Genomic DNA, 25,648 nt, shown 5'->3' on the forward strand with positions numbered 1-25,648 from the left:
CGTCCTCTATTACTTCGGTTGTGGGTACACGTAATCCAACCAGCCCCACTTATCTTCTGTGGTGCCGTTAAATAGGCCAAAGTAAGCTTCTTGCATCACTTTCGTGATTGGCCCACGTTTGCCCTCTCCAACCGTAATTTGGTCTACGCTCCGTACAGGGACGATTTCGGCGGCGGTGCCGGTCATGAAAATTTCGTCAGCAAGGTAGAGTGCTTCACGCGCAATGTTCACTTCACGCACTTCGTAACCCATCTCTTTAGCCAGCGTCATGATCGAATCACGCGTGATGCCCGGCAAGATGGAGCTGGTGGTTGGTGGTGTGAGCAGCACACCGTTTTTGATGACGAAAATGTTTTCGCCTGCACCTTCAGATAAATAACCATCCACGCTTAAGGCGATACCTTCGGCATAGCCATGACGACGAGCTTCACCACCGACAAGCAGAGACGATAAATAGTTACCACCCGCTTTGGCTGCGGTTGGAATGGTGTTTGGCGCAGCGCGATGCCAGCTAGAAACCATCGCATCCACACCATTTTCTAGCGCTTCATCACCTAAGTAAGCACCCCAAGGGAAGGCGGCAATGATTAACTCCATTTCAGTGTTCACTGGGGGGCAAACGCCAAGGCCAACGTTGCCAACAAAGCCAAGTGGGCGAATGTAGGCTGAATCCAGTTTATTGACGCGCAATGTTTCACGTGTCGCTTCCATGATCTCTTCTATCGTATAGGGGATAGGGAAACGGTAAATTTTTGCTGAATCTTTTAGGCGTTGAGCGTGCTCTTTATGACGGAAGACGATTGGACCTTTAGGAGTGTTATAACAACGCACACCTTCAAATACCGAAGTGCCGTAGTGCATCGCGTGTGTCAGTACATGAACGTTTGCATTTGCCCACGGAACCATTTCACCGTTGAACCAAATGTAATCTGCAGTTTTTGTTGCCATTTATTGCCTTCCTTATGCACAAATCTTTTGTTGTAAATTGTTATTCGGTAGTTCGTTATTTTTTATTGGGGTGACATCGACACTGCGAATATCCCATAATTTTTCAATTTGATTGATCAGTGTGCTGATGGGGCGATCACTATCAACAATGATTTCAACACTGGCGACTTTGCTGGCGTGGTTTTGCGTTGCGGCCACTTGTTTTATCACAAACCCACGATGGCGAATCACGCGCAGAACACGCTCTAATAGCACCGGTTTATCATCGGCTTTGATGTCTAATAGGTATCTATCCATTAGGTGTTCTCCAACATATCACTATTTGAGGCGCCCGGTGGTACGAGCGGCCATACGTTTTCTTCTTCATCAATCAAAACGTGAAGCAGATAAGCTGTTTTGCTGGCCAGCATTTCTTTAAGTGCCGGTTCAACTTCTTCTTTTTTGGTGATGGTTTTGCCAGGAATATCGAACGCCTTAGCTAGCATCACGAAATCTGGGTTGTCATCCAAAATCGTTTCGCTATGGCGGCCATCAAAGAACAGCGATTGCCATTGGCGCACCATACCTAAACGGTGGTTGTTCAGTAGTACCATCTTAACCGGGATTTGGCGGCGTTTGAGCGTACCAAGTTCTTGAACATTCATCATGAACGAACCATCACCAGAAATGAGAATGGATTGATCATCAGGGCGAGCAACGGCCGCGCCCATTGAGGCGGGCAACCCAAAGCCCATAGTGCCAAGGCCAGCTGAGGTGATGAAGTTCTGGGGAGCACGCGGCTGAATGTGCTGCGCGGCCCACATTTGATGTTGGCCAACGTCGGTTGAGACGATGGCTGAATCGGGCATCATGTCGGACAGTTGTTTGAGTAACAATGGCGCAAAAATGAGATCGCCCGGGTGGTCATAGCGCCACTTAAAGCCACTGCGCAAACTTTCACTGTGGTGAACCCACGGTGCGATATCGCGCGTCAGTTCCAGTTGTGGAAGAATGAGATTGATGTCACCACGTAGTGACGCATTGGCGATCCGGAGTTTATTAAACTCGGCCGCGTCAATATCGATATGAATCACTTTGGCGTGTGGTGCAAAAGTATCCAGCTTTCCCGTTACTCGGTCATCAAAGCGCGCTCCAACCACAATCAGCAAATCACACTCTTGAACGACTAAGTTTGCCGCCTTAGTCCCGTGCATACCAAGCATGCCAAGATAGTGCGGGTCATTACGCTCAATCGTACCCAAGCCTTTTAAGGTGCTTACTGATGGCATCGGATTGAGGCGTAAAAACTCGCGTACGGAATCGGTCGCTTTGGCCAGTTGAACGCCACCGCCAACATACAATACAGGACGAGAGCTTTGTGAAAGCAGTTGTTGCGCTGCGTGAAGCTGCTCTTGGCTGGCAACTGGCATGGCTGGCGCAGTGAACGCAGGTAGCTCAGTCACGGGGGTTTTTGCCAGTTGTACATCTTTAGCGATATCCACAATCACCGGGCCGGGGCGACCCGCTTTCGCTACCTCAAAGGCTTCGGCAAGGGTGGGTGCGAGATCGTGGATATCGGTAACGAGGTAGCTGTGTTTGGTGCAAGAGAGTGACATACCAATCACGTCCATCTCTTGAAAAGCATCGGTACCAATGTGCGAGCTTGCCACTTGGCCGGTGATGGCGACGAGGGGGATTGAGTCAAGAAATGCATCGGCAAGACCGGTGACCAAATTGGTCGCTCCGGGCCCTGAGGTGGCCATGCACACCGCGACATCTTGTGTCGAGCGCGCCATGCCAATCGCCGCCATGGCGGCACCTTGTTCGTGGCGACAGAGGATGTGTTCTACACCGCCATCGTATAATGCATCATAGATTGGCATGATAGCGCCGCCGGGATAACCAAAAACGGTTTTGATTCCCTGCTGCTTTAATGCGGCTACAACCAGTTGTGCTCCTGTCATCGTAACCCTCCCAAACTGTGTATGGCACAGTAAACCATGTTGTGTTTGCACTTCATGTGCGCTCCCATTCTTCCTGTCATATCGGGTTGGATAATCACCAACCAGTATGAACTTTTTAGTTTAATAGTTGTAAAAAAACCCCCGGACTTTTCAGTGCGGGGGTTTTTTGAATCTGGTGGTTATTTTGCGCCCACTAGCCCCCGCGCGGAATCAATAATGACCACGATAATCAGGCTTAGCAGTAGGTTAATGTGAGCGTTCAAATTCATCACTTAATTCTTAAAATGGTTGGCGTAATATCTTACGAAATTGTTTACGTCTCTAGTGTTAACATACATTTCCGTTAAATGACAAGCAAAAACTCATTCTTTTTTCACATTCTTTCAGCATCACAACAAGCTATATAACAATCTCTCGTGTGCAAATAAAGGCGCAGAAACGGAACGAACGCTTTTTAAACAACCACAAAGGAATGAAATGGGACTCGCAATTATTCACAGCCGAGCCAGTGTTGGCGTGCAAGCACCGACAGTGACAGTTGAAGTACATATTAGCAATGGCATGCCCGGTTTTACGTTGGTTGGCTTGCCAGAAACGACGGTCAAAGAGTCTCGTGATCGCGTGCGCAGTGCTATCATTAATTCCCGCTTTGAGTTTCCCGCCAAGCGTATTACGGTCAATCTAGCCCCGGCAGATCTCCCCAAAGAGGGCGGTAGATTTGATTTACCGATCGCGCTGGGTATTTTGGCGGCCTCACAGCAGATAGCGCTAACGAAGTTAGATGGGTATGAGTTTATTGGTGAATTAGCCTTATCTGGTGAGTTACGTCCTGTTAAAGGCGTATTACCTGCTGCTTTAGCTGCGAATCGAGCCAAGCGCTGTTTAGTGGTGCCTCATGGTAATGGTGATCAAGCCGCGTTAGTGGCAAAGGATCAGCATAAATCGGCGCAAACGCTGCTTGAGGTGTGTGCTGATTTGTGTGGTCAGCAAACCCTCTCTCTTTTTCAAACCGAACCTAAGCCGTGCCGAGATAAAAATACTCGCGATCTGCAAGATATCATTGGTCAACAGCAAGGAAAGCGAGCGTTAGAAATTGCCGCTGCGGGCAACCATAACCTGCTTTTTCTCGGTCCACCCGGAACGGGTAAAACCATGCTTGCCTCTCGGTTGTGTGATTTATTGCCAGAAATGAATGAGGATGAAGCGATGGAAACCGCTTCGGTTGCTTCTCTGACTCCACAAGACATCAACCAGCACAACTGGAAGCAAAGGCCATTTCGCTCGCCTCATCATTCCAGTTCAATGGCGGCGCTGGTCGGTGGCGGTTCTATTCCGAGACCGGGGGAAATTTCTTTGGCACACAATGGGTTATTGTTTCTTGATGAAATGCCGGAATTTGAACGAAAAGTGCTCGACTCATTGCGTGAGCCATTAGAGTCAGGTGAAATTATTATTTCAAGAGCGCAAGGCAAAACGCGTTTTCCAGCTCGCTTTCAATTAGTGGGGGCGTTAAACCCCAGCCCAACCGGTTATTACGAAGGCACGCAAGCCAGAGCCAACCCGCAGAGTATTTTGCGCTATTTGGGACGCTTATCGGGGCCACTGCTTGATCGCTTTGACATGTCGATTGAAATCCCCTCGCTTCCCAAAGGAATGCTGGCAAATGGCGGCGAAAGAGGTGAAGCAACAGCTGTGGTTAAAGAAAGAGTGTTGATTGCTCGTGAACGGATGGTGATTCGTAATGGCAAGGTTAACGCTTTGTTGGGGAGCCGAGAAATTGAGCAGTATTGCCCTTTAACTAAGGCTGACGCCGAATTTTTGGAAAATGCACTGCACCGCCTAGGGCTTTCCATCCGCGCCTATCATCGCATTATCAAAGTGGCGCGTACGATTGCCGATTTAGAAGGGGCCGAGCAGATTGCTAAGCCCCATCTAGCGGAAGCGCTCGGCTATCGAGCGATGGACCGCTTGTTGAAACAACTGACCGCACAAGCGGTGTAATGAACTTAAAATTGGTAATTTAACCCTAGTGCTGTAAAGAGAGACGATTCGTCGTAAAACGAGAGGTTTGAGCTCGATTGGTTATAACCAGCTAAAGCGATTAATGACCAATCATCCCAATCCATAAATTGGCTGTATTCGTAGGCGAAGAATAGGCTCAGCTCATCGTCATTACGCACAGTCTGATTAAACAGTGAGTTTCCACCTTGATAGTCGCGCTTGGTATAACCAGCGGTCAGTGCCAGTTTATGGCGATTGATAAACGTGAAGTAGGAGAGATCGGCGGCGTAAGAGTGATGAGTATTGGCGTCGCCATCCGCTTGGTGGTTGATATAAGTGATGGAGGGCAATAACAAACTGGTTGGGCTCAGAGAGTAACGGTACTGCCCTTTTAGGTAGTAACTTTTACCATCACGAGCCAGTTCAGGGCTTGGGAACTGATCGTTGTCGATCTCTTTGGTCGCGTAAGCGACATCGACAGTCCATGGGCTGCCTTGAATGCTATTGAGTGTTAATCGGTAGGCATTTCCTGACTCATCGGTTTCTTGGCGTTGACTATTGAGTTGGTAAGGATTGGCCCAGGTTTTTCCAGACATCACGGTCGGCAAAAAAGCCACATCGACCACGGTACCTGTCTCCATCTCATATTGATACCCCAACTGAAGCGCTAATGTGCCGACGGCAATATCATCACGCGTGGTACCTAAGTAAACCTGCTGTTGATGCTTATCACCGAAGGTGTAGGCAAGGTTACCCAAAGGCCCAACGGCAAAGTTTGACTGCGTGCTACTCTTTGTTTCGAGTGATGTAATACGTTCATCACCGTTCGTATCAAATTGAGATTGAGAAGATGCAAAAATAGTATTAATGGCAATCTCACCACTTAAACCTGTTTCTGGAGCCAGTTCGGCAGATACATGAAAAGCCAGAGCGCTAACAAGCGTCATGGACAGGTATTTATTCATTAGGCGTTTCCATACTTTGATTGAATAGTGGTTAAGTATATGAATAAACTTGGATGACGACACGATAAAACTAATCTGACCGTTTTATTAATGAAGGGTGAGCCTTGTCTTAGGCATACACAGTTTTGTGCTGCGATGGCTTGTGTTTCAATATTGGTTGTATGAGAAAGCGCTGCAAGGTTGAACTTGATTGAGTAAAAAAATGAGGAGCTTTTACTCCTCATTTTTGAATGATTACTTGGTCAGTAGGTAATTGACCAGTTCGAAGTATTCATTGGTCGATTTAACACCTTGTCCCTGCACCAAATAATGATTGTTAACCATGACAGCAGGGACACCTGAAAGACCGCTTTCTTGGAACTGTTTGTCAAAGCGGCGCACCATTGAATCGACGGCAAAACCATTAAAAGCGGCATCAAATTTTGCCGCATCAATGCCTTCGTCTAGGAAGATTTGGCGTAGATCCGCATCATCTCTTGGTGGTTTACGCATCGTGTGAATGCGGTTAAACATCACGGGCACCATTTTGTCTTCAACTTTGAGGGCAAGCATGGTGGCGTAAGCTTTACTCATTGATTTACCCATAGAGCCACCCATAAAAGAAACATGGTTTTTCTGCAGAGTCACCCCTTGTGGGAGCTGCTTTTTCAGTTGGGCGATGATCGGCTCAAAGGTATTGCAGTGTGGGCAGTAAAAGGAGAAAAACTCCGTCACGGTTGGATTTTTAGAGGGTTCAAGATCAAGCACTTTATAATGCTCACCTTCTTTAAATTGGGCCGCATGAGCCGATAAGCTCAGCAGTAAGGTTGCAACCAGTGCAAACAGCTTCTTCATTGTGTACTCCATTTATTGCTTCAAGGTGACTTACCATTGTGGCATTAGTGAGAGCGTAGGCTCGTCTAATGCTGCTATTTGTTCTTTAAACGCAAGCACTTGGCTTTCCCAATATTTAGGGTCATTAAACCAAGGGAAGGCGAGTGGAAACGCAGGGTCCTGCCATCGTTTGGCTAACCATGCCATGTAATGCACCATTCGTAGACCGCGTAACGGTTCAATTAGTTTCAATTCGGCTGGATTAAAATCGTGAAACTCTTGATACGACTCTAAGATAATGTCCAACTGCATTCGCTTATCTTGCAATTCGCCATTGAGTAGCATCCACAAATCCTGCACTGCAGGTCCATTGCGAGCATCGTCTAAATCGACAAACATGGGCCCATCTCGCCACAAAATATTGCCTGGATGGCAATCACCATGCAAGCGGATGGCCGCGGATTTTGCTGGCCATTGCTGTTCAATTTTGTTGATCAATAACGATAAGTCACTGAAAAAGGTATTTTGCAAGTGCTGAGGTATGAAGGACGCATTTTCCAATAGCTTTTTGGGTTGATAAAGATACTCATCTAAGCTGATGGTCGGGCGATGAACAAAAGTTCGAGTGGCACTGATGTGATGAATGCGTCCAAGAAATCGGCCCACGCCTTCTAATTGGTCCATATTGTCCACTTCAAACTGCCGCCCCCCCACACTGGTAAACAGCGCGAAATGATAGCCCTGATAGTGATGTAAGGTTGCCCCGTTGATGAGTAATGGTTCAGCAATCGGAATTTCCGCCGCGTACAGCTCGCGTGTGAAATCGTGCTCCTCTTGAATTTGCTCAACACTCCAGCGCTGAGGTCGATAGAATTTCACCACATAACGTTGGCGCTCTTCATCGATGAATTGATAAACGCGGTTTTCATAACTGTTGAGTGCCAGAAATCCTGATTCAGCACGAATGCCGATGCTTTCTAAGGCATACCACATGGTATCAGGGGTGAGTGCATCAAAATGGAAAGAAGCTTTGGTCATGATTAAAAAGGGCCCATTACTGAGCCCTTTTCCATTCGTTACGAAGTTAGAGTTTATTAATAAACCGGCTCTCAACTTCTATCGTGAATTGGTTACTGTCCGTGAGTATAAACTGAATCGTCGCTACAGGAGAGCTGAGTTTGTCAGGAGCGACGCCAAGGCTGGTTGGTAGGTTCAATACCTCTCCTGGTTTAACTTGGATGGTCTGTTTACCATACCAAGAGACGTCCGATAGTCCTTTCATGTCAAGCTTATACTCTTGCGTTTGCTGAGTTTTATTGATGACTTTCAAGGTGTAAGTGTTCTCAATTTCACCATTGCTGTTGGTTTTAAATAGCTGGTTTCTATCACGCAATACACTCAAGCCGACCGGATCAACACTGGCCACTTGTGCCACAAAAAGGCCACACATCATTAGTAGCACAGCGCCATAGCCAAGTAATTTGGGGCGCAATATTTTAGTGTGGTGACCGGAGAGGCGGTGCTCCGTGGTATAGCTGATGAGCCCTTTTTCATAGCCCATACGTTCCATCGTGGTATCGCACGCATCAATACAAGCGCCGCAGTTAATGCATTCGTACTGCAAGCCATCACGAATATCGATGCCAGTCGGACACACTTGTACGCACAAATCACAATCAATGCAGTCACCTAAACCGAGTGCTTTGTGATCGGCTTTACGTGCACGTGGCCCGCGAGTTTCACCGCGTTTGCTGTCATAGCCAACAATAAAGGTATCTTTATCAAACATCGCAGACTGAAAACGCGCATAAGGGCACATATGGATGCAGACAATTGATCGCATCCAGCCTGCATTGCCGTAAGTACAAAGGGTGAAAAAGAGTACCCAGAAGACGGGCCAGAAGCTTTCATCGAGAGTGAAAAAATTCACCACGAGTTCGCGTACCGGGACGAAATAGCCGACAAAAGTAAAACCAGTACCGAGTGCAATCGCCAGCCAAGCAATGTGTTTGATGGCTTTTCTTATCGCAAGATTGGCTGTGAGTTTTACTGAGTCCTGCTTGCGGCGTTTATTGGCGGCGCCTTCGAGTTTTTCTTCAAACCAAATGTAGATAAATGTCCATACGGTTTGCGGGCAAAGATAGCCACACCAGACACGGCCAAGAAAGGTGGTAATAAAAAACAGGCCGAATGCCGCAATCATAAATAACAGGGCAAGTAGAGTGAGGTCTTGTGGATAAAGTGTGGTGCCGAAAAAGTTAAATTGCTGGTGGCCGATATCGAGCAAAATTGCTTGACGATCACCATAAGAGATCCACGGTACCAAAGTAAAAAGCAGTAATAAAAACCAGCCGCCATAACGGCGGAGTTGTTGATAAGTACCTTGACTTTCGCGCACATAAATACGGTTGCTGGGGTTAAAACGGTCACCGTTGCCTTTGTGAGTTTTGGGGTTGAATATTTTAGGAGTCACATCCTTTATATCGATTTTGTCCTGACTCATGAAATGATCCTTGTTGGGCTGTAAGGTGTGATTTCTATTGGTTCACACTCTGAGACATTGCTGTTTTCTCTTTTTAGTGTTTAAAAGAGAAATCATTGTTATCTAAATATTGGTTAAGCAACCAGTATAACGTCAATAACAATTTTATTTCTTTAACACTATCAACCTTTAACAATAAAGCCTCAACTCCTAATCTTTGCCGTGAATAATAAAAAAGCGACCTAGAAGGTCGCTTAAGTCTCGATAAAGGATACTATTTGATAATGCCGCGCGCGCGTAAAATGGCCGTTTTAAAATCATCTTCCTGATCTTTCTTCAGGCCCGGAATCATTTCATCTTTAGCGCTGTTGCGCATTTTTAGATGGTAGATCAATACATCATCTGTAAGCGCTTCTAATGGCCCTTTATAACCCGCCTCTTGAGCCAGTTTGGTGATGAATTGTATTAAGTTGAGCTGCTGATCTTTTTGCCATTCAGGCTCAAGTAGTTCAATCAGCTCTTCAATTCGATGGCATTGCATTCTCTTTTCCCCAATTTTTATAAGTATTTTGAGTAAAGGTATCAAATTGCGGATTGAAGTCCAATTGGGTGCAAAGAAAAAGCGCAGGGTTTAGCTGCGCTTTTTAATTATGCTGCCTGAACAACATTAGTTGTGCTCGATGCAGTAAGGGCATTTTTTTCAACTAAAGTCATTGCTGGAGCGACTTTTTTTGCAGTCGGAGCAGCAGCAAAACCACTACGACGACGCATTGCACTACGGTTTGTGTGCGAAAACCTGACAGCTGTTGGGCGCATTCATTAACCTAACGGTCAGGCACATCCATTGCCAATCTAATGGCCTGAATCACCATGAGTTGAGCTTCATAATTGAAGGGTGGCTCTTCTGGCTCTCGCCAATCCAAATAATGATTCAGGAATAACGATATGCTTTCATATCGTAGTTAGATTAGCACCAAGTTTTGAATTGATCGATAGTTGAACGATTGTTGAGATGAATATTCTTGCAAATAAAGCTTAAAATTGTGTGAGATGCTTGGTTGAGTTTGTCATCTGATCGGCATTACATCGCGTTTTGTTAAATAGGAGGTACCTATGTCGTTTACAAAAAACTCGCGCTTTATCGCTCTTGATACCCGTTTCGTTACGAAATTTGTATTTAGGCTTACAGTTGTAAGCTGAGGTGTGCAATACTAAGCCCACATTTTATTGCTTTTGGTATGGTGTTTATGTCTGCTGTTGACAATGACGGCTATGGTGCTGGTGAAGAACGGGCGAATGCACTGAGTCATGGTTTGGGGCTATTACTTAGTTTTGTCGGTTTAGTCTTGCTGCTGATCAAGGCAACAAGTGCGCAGGCCGATGCATTGACTTATATCAGCATGAGTCTCTATGGTGGCAGCATGATAGCGTTATTCCTTGCTTCAACGCTGTATCACTCCGTCGCGACACCGAAAGCCAAACGCTGGCTAAAAACGTTCGACCACTGTGCCATTTATCTACTGATTGCCGGAAGTTACACACCCTTTTTGTTGGTTAGCCTTCGCACTCCTTTGGCGATAGGTCTTATGGTGGTGATCTGGCTGCTGGCGCTGCTCGGTATCATCATGAAAATTGCCTTTGTCTACCGTTTTAAAAAGTTCTCACTAGTGACTTATTTGGCGATGGGGTGGTTATCCTTGGTTGTGATCTACCAACTGGCCCTCAATATCGAGGTCGGTGGTTTGGTGCTACTTGCTGTTGGTGGTTTGGTCTATTCGCTCGGGGTGATTTTTTATGTAGCGAAACGCATTCCCTATAACCATGCGGTTTGGCATTTATTCGTGCTAGGTGGCAGTGCTTGTCACTTTTTTGCGGTTTATCTTTTTGTTCACCCTGTAAGCGCTTAACGCATCTCAATGCGTTCGATGTTCGCCTAGCTGGTGGTGATAGATAGCGACCAGCATCATCATAACCAGTTGTATATTCATTTAACGTCGCCAAAATGCAGGGAAAAACAGAACGATAATCGTCAAAATTTCTAAACGCCCCATCAACATTCCTAAGCTCAGAACCCACTTTGCTGCGTCAGGCAGTGGTGCGAAATTACCCGTTGGGCCAATCACCGAGCCCATTCCAGGACCAACGTTGGCCACTGCGGTGATGGAACCTGAAATGCTAGTGACAGGGTCAAGGCCCATTGCACTGAGCGCGCCTGCGATAGCAATGACAGTGATGAAAAAGGTTAAACCAAAAGCGACGACTGAGCGGACAATATCATCATTAACCGGACGATGATTATAGCGCTGCACAAAAATGCCTGATGGATGGACCAACTTCATAATTTGTTTATTGAGCAGCGTCATCGCAATTTGGAAGCGGAATACTTTAATCCCACCAGAGGTTGAGCCGGAACAAGCTCCTGCTGCCATTAAGAAGATGAACAGCGTGCTTGGCAGTGCGCCCCAAGCGGTGAAATCTTCCAAACCAAAACCAGTAGTCGTGACCACTGAAACGATATTAAACATCGCCACTCGCAGGGCGTCCAACCAGTAGTAGCCTAGTTTGAGATTCAGCCACAACGCAATGATGAGACTGGCAATTAGGAAAAGATAAGCAAATCCGCGAACTTGTGCGTCTTTTATGATCACTTTGATATTTTGTTTTCGTGCCGCGGCAACAAACAGTAGAAAGGGCAAGCCTCCCAAAAACATAAACAGCGTTGCTACCCAATGTGCACCGTTTGAGAAGTGGTTCATCGAACCATCGGAGGTGGAATATCCGCCAGTTGATAAGGTGGTGAACGAGTGGTTGATTGCTTCAAAAAACGTCATGCCAGTGAGGATATAGCCAATCAAGCACAGTAAGGTCAGCACCAAATAGACCAGCACAATATTTTTCGCGACAGTTTTGGCGCGTGGGCTACTTTTATCGGACCAATCAGATGATTCGGTTTGGAACAATTTCATCCCACCCACATTAAGCATTGGTAATACCGCTACCGCCATTACGATAAACCCAACCCCACCAAGCCATTGCAGGATAGAACGCCATAACAAGATGCTGGGCGGCATATTATCCAGGCCACTGAGTACCGTTGAACCTGTAGTTGTTAGCCCTGACATGGTTTCAAAGTAGGCGTCGGTAAAGCTGATGTGGTTGATAAAGACGAAAGGGAGCGCCGCGAAAGCACTGGCAACCGTCCACACTAAACTGGTGATGAGAAACATATCGCGCACGCTGAGCTTAAAGTGCGCGGTACGCCCTAAGCTTAAGCAGATAAAGGCGACAATATGAGTGATGATGACCGCTTGAGCAAAATCAAGGAAGCCACCGGTACCGGTAAAAAAAGCCACCAGTGTCGGTACATACATAAATAGGGCAAGCTTAGACAGCACGAGTCCTATAACGAATGAAATGGGGCGTAAATTCAGCATGACGCCAGTGACCTATAGGAAGAATGGGCTAGGTTGGAACAAGGTTTCTACATCGGTCACGTACTTTTTATCCACTAAGAACATCACCACGTGATCATCTTGCTCGATAATGGTGCGGTCATGGGCGATTAACACCTCTTCGCCGCGCACAATCGCGCCAATGGTTGTGCCTGGTGGTAGTTTAATATCACCCACTGCGCGTCCGACCACTTTAGAGGTGTTTTGATCGCCATGTGCAATTGCCTCAATCGCTTCAGCCGCGCCACGGCGTAGCGAAGAGACGTTGACGATATCAGCACGACGTACGTGAGTCAGTAGTGCGGAAATGGTGGCTTGTTGGGGTGAAATCGCGACATCAATCACGCCGCCTTGTACGAGGTCGACATATGCGCCACGCTGGATAAGTACCATCACTTTTTTCGCGCCCATGCGTTTAGCGAGCATGGCCGACATGATGTTGGTTTCATCTTCGTTAGTCAGCGCAATAAATACATCGACTTGGTCGATGTTCTCTTCGGCTAGCAGCTCTTGGTCCGCAGCATCACCACAAAATACAATGGTGTTTTCTAACTCTTCCGATAACTGCTCTGCACGTGGGTAATTACGCTCAATCAGTTTAACGCTGTAGTTGTGCTCTAAACGTTTGGCTAAGCTTGCCCCAATGTTACCCCCGCCAACAATCATGATACGGCGATAGGTTTTTTCCAGCCGCTGTAGCTCACTCATGACCGAGCGAATATGATTACTGGCTGCCACGAAGAACACTTCATCGTCAGCTTCAATAATGGTGGTGCCTTGCGGGCGAATTGGCCGACCTTGGCGGAAAATGGCTGCGACGCGGGTATCAATGTGTGGCATGTGTTCACGTAGCGCAGAGAGGGCATTACCAACCAGTGGCCCGCCGTAGTAGGCTTTCACGGCCACTAGACTTACTTTTTCTTCGGCAAAACTCACCACTTGCAGTGCGCCAGGGTATTGGATCAACCGTTCAATATAGCTCGTCACTAGCTCTTCAGGGGCAATGAGGTGATCCACCGGGATTGCACCTGACTGAAACAACGTCTCTTTTTCAAGCAGATATTCAGGAGAACGAATACGCGCAATTCGATTGGGCGTATTAAACAAAGAGAATGCCACCTGACATGCTGCCATGTTGGTTTCGTCGGTATTGGTGACCGCAACCAGCATGTCTGCGTCCTGTGCGCCCGCTTCACGCAGTACATCAGGGTGGCTGGCATGACCATTAATCACCCGCAAATCGTACTTGTCTTGCAGCTCGCGCAAGCGATCACTATTTTTGTCGACAATGGTGATGTCATTGTTCTCGCCGACCAAGTTTTCTGCCAGTGTGCCACCGACCTGACCTGCACCAAGAATAATGATTTTCATACTCTGTTCTCTTTTGCTACCTGCCGAATATCGGCCACTGAAAAGGCAGCAATAATGCTGCCAATGTGCGTCGAATTTACGCTTGTTTGGTTAATACTGCGTAGTAAAAACCGTCCATATCTTCTTCTCCGGGGAGTATCTGACGCCCCGGCTGCTCACGATCGGAACCCACTAATTGAGCGTTATGAGTTCGTTCTAAGAAGGCTTTGACCTGCAAGCTGTTTTCTTGTGGAGTGATCGAGCAGGTTGCGTAAACCATAGTGCCACCGACTTTTAATTGCTTCCACATTGCGTCCAGTATTTCGCTTTGTAATTGAGCCAATGCCTCAATATCGCTACCACGACGTAGCCATTTGATGTCTGGATGACGGCGAATAACCCCAGTGGCAGAGCAAGGTGCATCTAATAAAATTCGGTCAAACTGTTCGCCATGCCACCACTCTTCAGGATAACGAGCATCACCGCAGATCACATCAGCGCGAAGTTGCAGGCGTTCCAAGTTGTCATAGACGCGTTCAAGGCGGGTTGCATCGCTGTCAATCGCAACCACTTCAGTATCATGTGTGTGCTCCAGGATGTGCGCGGTTTTACCCCCTGGGGCGGCGCAGCAATCTAAAATCAGCTCGCCTGCTTTAGGTTGAAGGTAGTCAATCGCTAGCTGCGCAGCGGCATCTTGCACCGATACCCAACCACGATCAAAACCGGGTAAAAGCGTTACATCGCAAGGTACAGCGAGTTTTATTGCGTCGGCGGCGTGAGAGTGCACGCTGCACTCGATATTTTCGCTAGCTAGTAGTGCAAGATATTCATCACGAGTGTGGTGCTGACGGTTGACGCGCAGCCACATTGGCGCTTTTTGGTTGTTGGCTTGCACAACCGTTTCCCACTGTTCTGGGTACGCTTGTTGTAACAGTTTAAGTAGCCAACTTGGGTGGCCATATTTGCCTGCGTTGTGGCTAACGGCGATAGCGTCCAGTGCTTCTTGATCGCGCAAGTAGTTGCGCAATACGGCGTTGATGAGCCCACCTAAATTTTCACCGCGCAATGTTTTGGTGCCTTCAACCGTCTCGGCTACTGCGGCGTGAGCGGGAATGCGCATAAAACTCAACTGGTAGATGCCAACTAAAATAAGATGGTGAAAAACCCGCTTTTTCCCTTTCAGTGGGTTGTCCATTAGCTCATTGGCAATTGATTCCAAACGAGGCAAATAACGCAAAGCCCCATAACAGATCTCTTGCAACAGAGCGTGGTCTCTTGGGCGGATGGTTTTTTGCGCCGCAGGAAGTGCGTGAGAAAGTGAGTGGCCTTTATCAACCACTTGAAACAACACGTTAGCCGCAGCTGCGCGAACATTCATAGAAGTACCGACTTTAAATAAATGAAAATCAATGAGGGCATCTCTGCCCTCGTTAAGGTTTAGCTAAGTTGTGTGCCGACTTCAAACCAGCTTGCGCGCGAATTGAGAATGTCTTGCACTGACATCGCTTTTTTGCCCGGTACCTGCAACTGCTCAAGCACCAGTAAGCCGTTGCCGGTTGCCACATAAATACCCGATTTATCGGCTTGAACAATCGTGCCTGCAGGGTGGTCGCTGGTTTGTGCTTCAACGCGACTTTGCCACACTTTAATGCTGTTCTCAGCCACATCAAAATGGCTCATTGGCCATGGATTAAAAGCACGCACGCAGCGTTCAATAAAAGCAGCATCCGCTGACCAATCGATTTTGGCTTCTTCTTTGCTAAGTTTTTGTGCGTAGTTGGCCAATGTATCATCTTGTTGAGTGGCAATCGCTTTGCCACTGGCGATATCGGCGATGCATTCTACCAACGCTTGTGGACCTAACTCGGCCAGTTTGTTATACATAGAAGCGCTGGTGTCTGTTGCCTCAATCGGCAGCTTAGCAATTTTGAGCATATCGCCCGTATCTAGGCCGACATCCATTTGCATGATGGTTACACCTGTTTCGCTGTCTCCCGCCCAGATCGAGCGTTGGATCGGTGCGGCACCACGCCACCGTGGCAGAATGGAACCGTGTACGTTAATACAGCCAAGCCTTGGCATATCAAGTACGGCCTTCGGTAGCAGTAATCCGTAGGCGACCACTACCATTAAATCTGCGTTGAGATCGGCGAGCGCTTGCTTGGCTTCGTCGCTCTTAAAGTTCTCTGGTTGATACACAGCAATATTGTGCTCAACGGCCATCTGTTTCACTGGGCTGGCGGTCAGTTTTTTACCGCGCCCTGCCGGGCTGTCGGGCTTAGTGTACACCGCGATAACCTCATGCTCCGAAGACAACAACGCCGCCAAATGACGGGCGGCAAAGTCCGGAGTACCTGCAAACACAATGCGTAATGATTGGCTCAAGGTAACCTCACTTAAGTTAGTTTTTTTCGTTATAGCGTTTGATTTTCTCTAGCTTATCTCTAATACGCTTACGCTTTAATGGCGAAAGGTAATCCACAAACAGTTTGCCTTGTAAGTGATCAAGCTCGTGTTGAACACAAATGGCTAAAAGGTCATCCGCTTCAAATGAGAATTCGTTGCCATTACGATCTAACGCTTTGACTGTGATTTCTGCTGCGCGAGGAACAAGGGCGCGTGAGCCCGGGACCGACAGACAGCCTTCTTCAATGCCATCTTCACCGCGTTTCTCTAAGATTTCAGGGTTAATCAGAACCATTGGCTGGTCGCGACTCTCTGAAATATCGATCACAACGATGCGTTGGTGAATATCGACTTGCGTTGCGGCAAGGCCGATACCGTCCTCGTCGTACATAGTTTCAATCATGTCATCGACGATTTTTTGGATCTCAGGTGTCACTTTCTCTACCGGTTTTGCCACGGTACGAAGACGATCATCTGGGAATGTTAATACTTGTAATACAGACATATACACTCTAAATATTGAACTGTGCCGAAACAGCTTAAAGCTTGTTGGCTCAATTCTAGACATTTTATGACCCAAATGACAGCATCGAAATGTTAATAATCTGATTCATCCTTACTTATTTCGGCCAAGGAACAGAGGTCATGTCACGATTTCTTCGTTATTTAGTGTGTGCTTTTTTACCGTTGTCACTGGTCGTTAATGCTTCGGCGGCGCAAGACACGGCGCTCCTCACCGTCAAAGCAAATGCCCCGCAGACATACACGGTCGTCAAAGGAGATACCTTGTGGGATATTTCTGCGCTCTATCTTGATAACCCATGGTTGTGGCCACGTTTATGGCAAATTAACCCAGAGATCGATAATCCGCATTTGATTTATCCCGGAGATAAGCTGACCTTAGTCTGGCGTAACGGACAGCCAGTGCTGAGTTTAAAGCCTGTGATCAAGTTGAGTCCGAAAGTGCGCGTGCTTGAGAGAAAAGCGGTTCCGACGGTGCAAGAGGGATTAGTGTTGCCGTATCTGCATACGGATCGCTTACTGGATAAGCAAGCATTACAAGAGAGTCAGCGTGTGCTCGGTGCCAGCGACGGTAAGCAATATCTGACGGCGCAAGATACGCTCTACATAAGCGAGCAACAGACTCATCCCAAATGGGGCATTTATCGTGAAATCGCTGAGTTTTCTCGTCATGATGCCGCCGCGAAAAATAAAACCATGGCGGCTTTGCGTTTGATTGCTACTGGTGAATTGGTCTCCGCCGATGAGGCTTTTAGCGGGCTAACCATCACCGCACAGCAACAAGAGATAAGAGTCAATGATATTGCCCTGCCTGAAGTGGGCGTCGAAACCTTAACGCTTTCGACCACTTTTTTCCCATCGCCATCGCGACTACAAGCTGAAACGCATATCCTAGGATCGTTGGAGGGTAGTGAGTATTCGGCGCAGAATCAGGTAGTTGTGATCGATAAAGGCCTGGCAGATCAACTGCGTCAAGGGACGATGTTTGATTTGATTCAAGCTGGTTCTAAAGTGTCTGGAAAAAAAGGACAGCACCAACAGAACCTTGATGAAACCCTGCAATTACCAAGCAGCTTGGTGGGCAGTTTGATGGTCATTCGACCTTATGAACATTTTAGCTTAGCTTTGATTACCGATAGCCGCGTGCCGATTGGTAAAAGTGTAATCGCGGTTTCGCCGCTCAAACCAGAGCTAACAATCGAGCCAAATGAACAAGCCGATATGGACTCGGTGGTTAAGGATGATACCGCAAGCTGATGGAGCAGAACGAATTAGCGGCGTGGCTAGCATTCAGCTTTGTGCCAAAATTGGGTGGCAAGAAACTTTCTCGCCTTGCTAGCGTCGCTTCTCTTGCTCATTTAATTGACTATTCCGAGCGGGAGTTAGCTGCGCTGGGTCTAGTTCAAGAGCAAATCCGCTATCTGCGCGAGACGGCCCCTCAAGAAGTTGAAGAATGCCTAAGTTGGCAGCAAGCTAATGAGTCTCATCACATCCTTACTCCATTTTGCGATGGTTACCCTTCTTTACTAAAAGAAATTGCTACCGCACCTCCGGTTTTATTTGTCAAAGGACGAATAACAGCACTCTCTGATCCGCAAATGGCGATCGTCGGCAGTCGTAATGCGAGCCCTGATGGCCAACGAGTTGCTCATCAGTTTGCGCGAGAATTTGTGCAACAGGGCTTGCTTGTCACCAGTGGTTTGGCATTAGGTATTGATGGACATGCTCATGACGGTGCGTTGCAAGCGGGTGGTGAGACGATAGCCGTGCTCGGTTCGGGCCTTGAATCTATTTACCCAGCGCGACATAAAAAATTAGCGCAACGGGTGATGGAAAGCGGAGCATTAGTCTCGGAATTTCGTCCCAAAGCCAAACCAAGGCCAGATAACTTTCCGCGGCGCAATCGCATTATCAGCGGGTTAGCGGTTGGTGTTTTAGTGGTGGAAGCGGCGGAGAAAAGTGGCTCGTTGATCACGGCTCGCTATGCGGCTGAGCAAGGGCGAGATGTGTTTGTTATTCCGGGCTCAATTGCCAACCCAAATTGCCACGGTAGTAATCAACTTATTCGTTGTGGGGCGTGCTTGGTGCAAAACAGTGAACAAGTATTATCTGAAATCGGCACCTTAGTAGACTGGTCATTGCGCCAAAAGCAGCCTCAACCTGATTTATTTTCAGCTCAGAGCGATCAGCAATTGCCATTTGCTGAACTGTTAGCTAACGTAGGAGTAGAGGCTACGCCTGTTGATATTCTTGCGAGCAGGACCGATACACCTGTCCATGAAGTCATGATGCAGCTTTTAGAGCTTGAGCTTTCAGGTCATGTTGTTGCCGTTTCTGGCGGCTATATTCGTAAAGGGAAGGGTTAGCTATGATGATGGATATATTGATGTATCTATTTGAAACCTACGTCCATAGCGATGTAGATTTGCAAGTCGATCAAGATGAGCTTGAAGATGAATTACTTCGAGCCGGTTTTCACCAGAAAGATATCTATAAGGCCTTGAATTGGTTAGAAGAGCTTGCAGCATTGCAACAAAGCGATGCTCATTCAGCGATGGCAACCAGTGCGGCGACTTCAATGCGGATGTTCACAGCACAAGAGATGGACAGGCTGGATCTTGAAAGCCGAGGTTTTTTATTGTTCCTTGAACAAGTGAAAGTATTAACCCCTGAAATTCGTGAAATGGTGATTGATCGAGTGATGGGCTTAGAAACCAATGAATTTGAATTGGATGACTTGAAGTGGATCATTTTGATGGTGCTATTTAATGTTCCGGGAAATGAAAATGCTTACACGCTTATGGAAGAGCTGCTATACACCAAAGATCAAGGTATTTTGCATTGATTGCAGCCGTTCGTTTAGTTGAGCATTATGAGTCGTAAAACTGAGTCCCCCCTTTTTTCTGCGCATGGACAAGCGCTGCAGCATGAGCCTTGTCCGCAATGTGGTGGCCAATTACAGCTTCGTCAGGGTAAGCATGGGCTGTTTTTAGGCTGTAACCATTATCCCAATTGTGACTATATTAAGCCGCTGCAGCAAAATGATGGTCATATCGTTAAGGAGTTGGGTGTGCCATGCCCAGAGTGTGGCCATGAATTAGTGTTACGCCAAGGTCGTTATGGCATGTTTATCGGGTGTAGCCATTATCCGCATTGCCACCATATCCAAGATACAGATTCCCCTGCAGACAATGTCCCTCAGTCAAAACAGCTTTGTCCTGAATGTTTGAAAGGCCATTTAGTGGAGCGAAAAACGCGCCATGGTAAAACTTTTAATGCTTGCGATAATTACCCTAAATGCAAGTTTGCCCTCAATCAGCAACCTGTTGCCGGTAAATGCGAAAAATGTGGGTTTGGATTATTGATAGAGAAAAAACTCGCCAGTGGTATCAAGCTGCAATGTGCTGATCGAAAATGTGGTCATATTCAATCCGCCACAGAGTAAAGCGACGGCATATGAAAATGGCACATTGAACGTGCCATTTTTTATCCGTATTTATCGTCAATTAGGTTTGTTTTAGAGAGTCGGCTTGAGCGCTTGAACAAAATGGTGCAAGGCTGGATACGTTGTCGCATCAAGCACTTCAGCCAAGCAACAGAGCGTTCGTTGCAACTGCGCGTTGTAATCTGCACTGACATTAATATGGCCCATTTTGCGCCCAGCACGTTTCTCTTTGCCATACCAATGAATGTGGCAGCCTTCAATCGTCATCACGGCTTCTGGTAAATTGTCCTCACCCAAAATATTAATCATCGCGGTTGGGCGAAGTAACTTCGTGCTGCCTAAAGGTAAGCCACATACTGCGCGAAGGTGATTCTCAAATTGGCAGGTTTCTGCGCCTTGCTGTGTCCAGTGACCAGAGTTATGGACTCGTGGTGCAATTTCATTCACCAACAATGTTCCCTGCACATCAAAAAACTCGAGCGCTAGCACACCGACATAATTGAGACGAGCGGCAACCGAGGCAAACATCGACAGTGCTTGTTCTTGCAAGGCTGGGTCATCTATCGCTGTTGATAAACTCAGTACACCGTTAATGTGCACATTTTCTGCCAGCGGGTAAACCGCGATGCTGCCATCTTTGGCACGCGCGCCGACTAACGAGACTTCACGATCAAAGGGAACAAACTGCTCTGCCACTATCGCTTGAGTCGGAGTGGCTTGGATGCAGGCTTCCATTTCTGGCCAAATGAGCTCTGCTTGTGAAGCTTCTTTTAAACGCCATTGACCCTTTCCGTCATAGCCACCCAGTGCACTTTTTAGAACCATAGGCAGGCCGATGTTAGTTATCGCGGCATCTAAATCTTCACGAGTATTAATCACAAAGTATTGGGCATTTTTTGCGTTGGCTTCATCGAGTAGCGCTTTTTCAAGACGGCGATCGCCTCCGGCTTTAATGGCTTCGACACTAGGAAGAAACTTACCACTTTGCTCACAAACAGTGAGGATTTCATGGGGAATATGCTCAAATTCAGCGGTAATGACATCCGCTTGTTTGATCGCATTGTTTAAACCGTGACCAGTGATGTGTAATGTCAAAGGATGGACGATGTTACCGCTGCCCACATCAAAAGCGGAGATTTGAATGTTCAGAGGAGCGCCAGCCAGCGCCATCATGCGTGCCAGTTGCCCAGCGCCCAAGACTAAAACATGCATAGTATCAATCCTCTGCAGGGTTAGGGTGGCTCAACACCGCTTCAGTTTGTGCTAAACGAAATGCTTCCACTTTTGCCATGACGGCCTCATCACTGGTGCCGATGATTTGCGCGGCAAGCAGCCCAGCATTGGCCGCGCCTGCTTCTCCAATAGCTAAGGTGCCCACCGCAATCCCTTTTGGCATTTGCACAATCGAGAGTAAAGAGTCCATCCCTTTGAGTGCTTTTGACTGAACGGGAACGCCAAGTACCGGCAAGCTAGTAAACGCTGCCGTCATGCCCGGCAGGTGTGCGGCTCCGCCTGCGCCAGCTATGATGACTTTAAGGCCGCGTTCTCTTGCGCTGGTGGCGTAATCGGCAAGAAGTTGAGGTGTGCGGTGAGCAGAGACAACTTTGGTTTCGTATGCCACACCAAATTGATCCAACATGTCAGCAGCTAGCTTCATTGTGGGCCAATCGGATTTTGAACCCATGATAATTCCGACTTTCATCTCAAACTCCTTAATACTTCTAAAAATGGGGTGAGCGGGATAATTTGCGCGCATTATACGAGTATTTTTTCCTTAGGAAAACGTTTGCGTCAGCTTAATTGTGCAATTGATACATTTTATAAACAAATAGCTTTAGCCAGTTTTCAACGAAGTTTGTACACTTAGCCGCACTGTATTAAAGAAACCGATGGACAGTTTTTGTGAATAACTTTGAACACACTTTGCAGGCTCTACGTGACGGTGAAGTAATTGCCTACCCAACGGAAGGCGTGTTTGGGGTCGGGTGTGACCCAGATAACCCGCAAGCCATTCAGAAGCTTTTAGCGCTCAAGCAGCGTCCTGTGGAAAAGGGGTTGATTTTAATTGCGGCCTCTTACGAACAATTGCTTCCTTATATCGATGAGAGCCAGTTGACATCAGAGCAGATCGCACGAGTACATGCCACTTGGCCTGGCCCTGTGACATGGATAATGCCGACCAGTGATAAAGTCTCTACTTGGGTGAGTGGACAATTTGATTCGATAGCCGTACGTGTAACAGATCATCCTTTAGTGCAAAAGCTATGCAATGCGTTTGGAAAACCATTAACCTCGACCAGTGCGAATTTAAGTGGTCTTGCACCTTGCCTGACAACGGAAGAAGTTGAATCGCAATTGGGTGAGCAACTGGTTGCGATTTTAGATGGTCAAACCGGTGGTCGAAATAAGCCCAGTGAAATTCGTGACGCGAAAACCTCACAAGTATTAAGACAGGGTTAACCCTGCTAAGGAAGCAAGCGATGCCAACCATTGATAAGCAAGCCGTCAAACAATTTTTGCTTGAGCTGCAAGATTCCATTTGCCAGCAACTTGAACAAGCGGATGGCCAAGCACTGTTTGAAGAAGATGCATGGCATCGCGAACCGAGTGAGCGTTTGGGAGGCGGTGGGCGAACTCGAGTGATGAAAGAAGGCCGTGTTTTTGAACAAGGCGGCGTGAATTTCTCACATGTGCAAGGGCAGCAAATGCCCGCTTCAGCGACCGCGCATCGCCCTGAATTAGCTGGACGTCATTTTGAAGCGATGGGGGTTTCTTTGGTGATGCATCCAAACAATCCCTATGTTCCGACTTCTCACGCCAATGTTCGTTTCTTCATCGCTGAAAAAGAAGGCGAAGATCCTATCTGGTGGTTTGGCGGAGGATTTGACTTAACGCCTTTCTATCCGTTTGAAGAAGATGCTCAATCATGGCATGCCACAGCGAAAGCACTGTGTGTTCCTTTTGGTGAAAAAGTGTATGCCGAACATAAATCGTGGTGCGATGAGTATTTCTTCCTCCCTCATCGCAATGAAACGCGCGGTATTGGTGGCCTATTTTTCGATGATTTAAACGCTTGGGGATTTGAGCGCTGTTTTGCTTATATGCAAGCTGTCGGTAAAGGATACACCGCTGCGTATTTGCCGATTGTTGAACGTCGTCAAGCGATGGAGTACGGTGACAGAGAGCGCCAGTTTCAACTTTATCGCCGTGGTCGCTATGTAGAGTTCAACTTAGTGTATGATCGCGGCACATTGTTTGGTTTGCAAAGTGGCGGTCGAACGGAATCGATTTTAATGTCGATGCCGCCATTAGCTCGTTGGCAATATCGTTATCAAGCGGAAGAGGGCAGCGCAGAAGCGAAATTAAACACCTTCTTGCTGCCGAGGGAGTGGTGACCGCGGTACATTTTCAATGATAGGGGCGCCGAGGTGGCCCTGTTAATTATCGAGAGGTAAGGATATGGCTCAGCACATTGATCAATATGCAGTATTTGGTAATCCGATTGGACACAGTAAGTCGCCGATGATCCACACACTTTTTGCGCGGCAAACCAGTCAGGAAATGCACTATACCGCTCAACTCGCGGCTCTAGATGGCTTTAAACAAGCGGCTGAAACCTTTTTTGCCTCCGGTGGCCGAGGGTGCAACATTACCGTGCCTTTTAAAGAAGAAGCGTATCAGTTTGCGGATCGATTAACCGAGCGAGCTCAACTTGCAGGCGCGGTCAATACACTGAAAAAATTAGATGATGGCGAAATTATCGGTGATAACACCGATGGAGAAGGGCTGGTTCAAGATCTGCTTCAGTACCAAGTGCCACTACGAGATGCTTCTATTTTAGTGATTGGTGCTGGCGGCGCGGCACGCGGCGTGATTAAGCCCTTACTCGATCAGCACCCTGCAAGTATCGTGATTACCAACCGCACCTTTGCAAAAGCCGAGCTGCTCGCCACGCTTTTTAGCCCCTTTGGCGCGGTAAAAGCAATCGCGTTGGAAGAGATTAATCAACATTTTGACCTCATCATTAACTCGACCTCGGCCAGCTTGGATGGTGAATTGCCAAATATCGCTCCGACGATCTTCAGTAAGAGCAGTGTGGCCTATGACATGATGTATGGCAAAGGATTAACAACATTCAATCAGTGGGCATTAAGTCATCATTGCGCTCATGCTTATGATGGTTTGGGGATGTTGGTTGGGCAAGCTGCGGAGAGCTTTATGCTATGGCGCGGACTCAGGCCGGGTTCTCGACAAATATTGAGAGAACTGAGAAAAAATCTAGAAGGCTAATCATGAATCAAGCGATTTTATTTCCTGACCGACAAACGTGGCACTCGGCAAGCCAAAGCGTACTTTTTCCTGCTCAACACGCGGGAGCGCTGCTCGAGTGTACGGTACACAAATCAGTACTGAGCCATCTGTCTGGTGAAATGATTACTAACGGTGAGCAAGCTATTCAAGTTTTTGAACAATGGCGATTTGACCTTGAAGAGCTTGCTGAAAGCTTGATTGAAGATGAAGCGTTCAATTTAGATGGACAAATAGAGATTAAAGCTTAGTTAATGGCTTTCTTTGACACTCGTAAGATAGTCATTTTTGTTCTGCACATAGTTGTCGGAAGATTTAAGCAAAAAAGCTCGCTCTTTATCTGTTAGCGGGCGGATCTGTTTCACTGGGGAGCCTACATAAAGATAGCCGCTAACCAATACCTTGTTTGGTGGCACTAAACTGCCAGCTCCAACCATCACCTCCGATTCAATGACTACACCATCGAGCACAATTGCTCCCATGCCAATTAAGACTCGATCATGGATTACGCAACCATGCAGCATCACTTTATGGCCAATTGTGACGTCATCGCCAATGATAAGTGGAAAACCATCCGGGTTTTCGGTGTTTTTATGAGTCACGTGCAGTACGCTGCCATCTTGAATGTTGCTACGTTGGCCAATGTGAATATGGTTTACATCGCCTCTGGCTGCAACCAATGGCCATATGCTGGAATCATCGCCTAAAACAATATCGCCAACCAACACCGAGCTACTATCTATATAGACGCGCTGTCCGATTTGTGGGGATATTCCTTTATAACTACGAATTGATGACATGCTCGTCTCCTTTAATAACTGATGCCATAAGATAAATTAAACAGAAATAGCGTCAAAACAACTCTTTTTGAATAAAAATTATCCCAACGAACAGAAAATCAAAAAAAACAGCAAAAAGAGGTTGCCAACGTGACGGCGATCTCTATAATGCGACCTCACTGACACGGCACAGCCAGTAAGGGTTCAAACCCAACTAGCCAGCCAATCAGTAGG

26 protein-coding genes are annotated in these 25,648 nt (G+C 47.2%); 10 read left to right on the forward strand and 16 right to left on the reverse strand.

The genetic code is table 11. The annotated features are described in order from the left end of the window. Positions 1-9: 9 nt before the first annotated feature. Genes ilvE through ilvG form a run of 3 tightly spaced genes read right to left on the reverse strand, consistent with a single transcriptional unit; the run spans position 10 to position 2,891 of the window. Positions 10-948 carry a branched-chain-amino-acid transaminase gene (gene ilvE, locus CCZ37_RS00090; RefSeq protein ID WP_010319931.1) on the reverse strand — a complete coding sequence of 313 codons (939 nt, stop codon included), beginning with the start codon at positions 946-948 and terminating at the stop codon, positions 10-12. Positions 949-960: 12 nt separating this feature from the next. Next, a complete protein-coding gene (ilvM, locus tag CCZ37_RS00095) occupies positions 961-1,245 on the reverse strand; it encodes an acetolactate synthase 2 small subunit (protein WP_010319930.1) in 285 nt (94 codons plus the stop codon). Then, on the reverse strand, positions 1,245-2,891 hold the full coding sequence (gene ilvG, locus CCZ37_RS00100) for an acetolactate synthase 2 catalytic subunit (RefSeq protein WP_010319929.1): 1,647 nt from the start codon (positions 2,889-2,891) through the stop codon (positions 1,245-1,247). Before ilvG ends, ilvM begins: the two co-directional genes overlap by 1 nt. A gap of 477 nt (positions 2,892-3,368) precedes the next feature. Here ilvG and CCZ37_RS00105 point away from each other — a divergent pair, with 477 nt between their 5' ends. After that, a complete protein-coding gene (locus CCZ37_RS00105; RefSeq protein WP_010319928.1) occupies positions 3,369-4,892 on the forward strand; it encodes a YifB family Mg chelatase-like AAA ATPase in 1,524 nt (507 codons plus the stop codon). A 5-nt stretch (positions 4,893-4,897) separates the two neighbouring features. Here the strand turns inward: CCZ37_RS00105 and CCZ37_RS00110 are convergent, their stop codons facing one another. The 5 genes from CCZ37_RS00110 to CCZ37_RS00135 form a co-directional block, all read right to left on the reverse strand. After that, positions 4,898-5,857, reverse strand: a complete 960-nt coding sequence (locus tag CCZ37_RS00110; RefSeq protein WP_094499466.1) for a DUF2860 domain-containing protein — start codon at positions 5,855-5,857, stop codon at positions 4,898-4,900. 234 nt (positions 5,858-6,091) lie between these two features. Next, the gene (locus tag CCZ37_RS00115) at positions 6,092-6,691 is read right to left on the reverse strand and encodes a thiol:disulfide interchange protein DsbA/DsbL (protein WP_094499467.1); all 600 of its coding nucleotides are present in this window, start codon (positions 6,689-6,691) and stop codon (positions 6,092-6,094) included. Between the two features lie 30 nt (positions 6,692-6,721). After that, positions 6,722-7,708, reverse strand: coding sequence for a serine/threonine protein kinase (locus tag CCZ37_RS00120; protein WP_167372359.1), 987 nt, complete (start codon positions 7,706-7,708; stop codon positions 6,722-6,724). Positions 7,709-7,754: 46 nt separating this feature from the next. Beyond that, positions 7,755-9,173 (reverse strand): cytochrome c oxidase accessory protein CcoG, encoded by a 1,419-nt coding sequence (gene ccoG, locus CCZ37_RS00125; RefSeq protein ID WP_010319924.1) that lies wholly within the window; start codon positions 9,171-9,173, stop codon positions 7,755-7,757. A 253-nt stretch (positions 9,174-9,426) separates the two neighbouring features. Further along, on the reverse strand, positions 9,427-9,693 hold the full coding sequence (locus CCZ37_RS00135) for a YihD family protein (protein WP_094499469.1): 267 nt from the start codon (positions 9,691-9,693) through the stop codon (positions 9,427-9,429). Between the two features lie 706 nt (positions 9,694-10,399). On the opposite strand from CCZ37_RS00135, the gene trhA reads away from it, so the two are divergent. After that, a complete protein-coding gene (trhA, locus tag CCZ37_RS00145; RefSeq protein ID WP_094499470.1) occupies positions 10,400-11,059 on the forward strand; it encodes a PAQR family membrane homeostasis protein TrhA in 660 nt (219 codons plus the stop codon). Positions 11,060-11,140: 81 nt separating this feature from the next. Here trhA and CCZ37_RS00150 read toward each other — a convergent pair whose 3' ends face one another. The 5 genes from CCZ37_RS00150 to def all read right to left on the reverse strand — a co-directional run bounded on the left by CCZ37_RS00150 (position 11,141) and on the right by def (position 16,865). Beyond that, the gene (locus CCZ37_RS00150) at positions 11,141-12,586 is read right to left on the reverse strand and encodes a TrkH family potassium uptake protein (protein WP_094499471.1); all 1,446 of its coding nucleotides are present in this window, start codon (positions 12,584-12,586) and stop codon (positions 11,141-11,143) included. Positions 12,587-12,598: 12 nt separating this feature from the next. Next, the gene (gene trkA, locus CCZ37_RS00155) at positions 12,599-13,975 is read right to left on the reverse strand and encodes a Trk system potassium transporter TrkA (RefSeq protein WP_094499472.1); all 1,377 of its coding nucleotides are present in this window, start codon (positions 13,973-13,975) and stop codon (positions 12,599-12,601) included. A gap of 76 nt (positions 13,976-14,051) precedes the next feature. Further along, on the reverse strand, positions 14,052-15,332 hold the full coding sequence (gene rsmB, locus CCZ37_RS00160) for a 16S rRNA (cytosine(967)-C(5))-methyltransferase RsmB (protein ID WP_094499473.1): 1,281 nt from the start codon (positions 15,330-15,332) through the stop codon (positions 14,052-14,054). Between the two features lie 59 nt (positions 15,333-15,391). Further along, positions 15,392-16,339, reverse strand: coding sequence for a methionyl-tRNA formyltransferase (gene fmt / locus CCZ37_RS00165; RefSeq protein ID WP_017043682.1), 948 nt, complete (start codon positions 16,337-16,339; stop codon positions 15,392-15,394). A 16-nt stretch (positions 16,340-16,355) separates the two neighbouring features. Beyond that, positions 16,356-16,865, reverse strand: a complete 510-nt coding sequence (gene def, locus CCZ37_RS00170; RefSeq protein ID WP_208613919.1) for a peptide deformylase — start codon at positions 16,863-16,865, stop codon at positions 16,356-16,358. 140 nt (positions 16,866-17,005) lie between these two features. Between def and CCZ37_RS00175 the strand changes: the two genes are divergently transcribed. Genes CCZ37_RS00175 through CCZ37_RS00190 form a run of 4 tightly spaced genes read left to right on the forward strand, consistent with a single transcriptional unit; the run spans position 17,006 to position 20,327 of the window. Then, positions 17,006-18,139, forward strand: a complete 1,134-nt coding sequence (locus CCZ37_RS00175) for a LysM peptidoglycan-binding domain-containing protein (protein WP_094499475.1) — start codon at positions 17,006-17,008, stop codon at positions 18,137-18,139. Continuing rightward, positions 18,139-19,248 (forward strand): DNA-processing protein DprA, encoded by a 1,110-nt coding sequence (gene dprA / locus CCZ37_RS00180; protein ID WP_094499476.1) that lies wholly within the window; start codon positions 18,139-18,141, stop codon positions 19,246-19,248. The genes CCZ37_RS00175 and dprA overlap by 1 nt, the downstream gene beginning before the upstream one ends. Positions 19,249-19,250: 2 nt before the next feature. Beyond that, complete coding sequence (locus tag CCZ37_RS00185; protein ID WP_019283082.1) at positions 19,251-19,727, forward strand: DUF494 family protein; 477 nt, start codon at positions 19,251-19,253, stop codon at positions 19,725-19,727. Between the two features lie 27 nt (positions 19,728-19,754). Continuing rightward, complete coding sequence (locus CCZ37_RS00190) at positions 19,755-20,327, forward strand: DNA topoisomerase family protein (protein WP_010319912.1); 573 nt, start codon at positions 19,755-19,757, stop codon at positions 20,325-20,327. Between the two features lie 72 nt (positions 20,328-20,399). Here CCZ37_RS00190 and CCZ37_RS00195 read toward each other — a convergent pair whose 3' ends face one another. Further along, positions 20,400-21,539, reverse strand: coding sequence for a 5-(carboxyamino)imidazole ribonucleotide synthase (locus tag CCZ37_RS00195; protein ID WP_010319911.1), 1,140 nt, complete (start codon positions 21,537-21,539; stop codon positions 20,400-20,402). Positions 21,540-21,543: 4 nt separating this feature from the next. Continuing rightward, complete coding sequence (gene purE / locus CCZ37_RS00200) at positions 21,544-22,029, reverse strand: 5-(carboxyamino)imidazole ribonucleotide mutase (protein ID WP_010319910.1); 486 nt, start codon at positions 22,027-22,029, stop codon at positions 21,544-21,546. A 200-nt stretch (positions 22,030-22,229) separates the two neighbouring features. Between purE and tsaC the strand changes: the two genes are divergently transcribed. The 4 genes from tsaC (at position 22,230) to CCZ37_RS00220 (ending at position 24,886) form a co-directional block, all read left to right on the forward strand. Then, on the forward strand, positions 22,230-22,787 hold the full coding sequence (gene tsaC / locus CCZ37_RS00205) for an L-threonylcarbamoyladenylate synthase type 1 TsaC (protein ID WP_010319909.1): 558 nt from the start codon (positions 22,230-22,232) through the stop codon (positions 22,785-22,787). A 20-nt stretch (positions 22,788-22,807) separates the two neighbouring features. Beyond that, positions 22,808-23,722: an oxygen-dependent coproporphyrinogen oxidase gene (gene hemF / locus CCZ37_RS00210; protein WP_010319908.1), complete on the forward strand. Its 915-nt coding sequence runs from the start codon at positions 22,808-22,810 to the stop codon at positions 23,720-23,722. Positions 23,723-23,786: 64 nt separating this feature from the next. Next, positions 23,787-24,617, forward strand: coding sequence for a shikimate dehydrogenase (gene aroE, locus CCZ37_RS00215; RefSeq protein WP_010319907.1), 831 nt, complete (start codon positions 23,787-23,789; stop codon positions 24,615-24,617). Positions 24,618-24,619: 2 nt separating this feature from the next. Then, entirely contained in the window at positions 24,620-24,886 is a 267-nt protein-coding gene (locus CCZ37_RS00220) for a DUF1488 family protein (RefSeq protein WP_010319906.1), read from the forward strand. On the opposite strand, the gene CCZ37_RS00225 is transcribed toward CCZ37_RS00220, so the two are convergent. Further along, entirely contained in the window at positions 24,887-25,435 is a 549-nt protein-coding gene (locus CCZ37_RS00225) for a gamma carbonic anhydrase family protein (RefSeq protein WP_010319905.1), read from the reverse strand. Positions 25,436-25,648 lie beyond the last annotated feature (213 nt).

Source organism: Vibrio qinghaiensis (assembly GCF_002257545.1).
GTDB classification, from domain to species: Bacteria; Pseudomonadota; Gammaproteobacteria; order Enterobacterales; family Vibrionaceae; genus Vibrio; species Vibrio ordalii.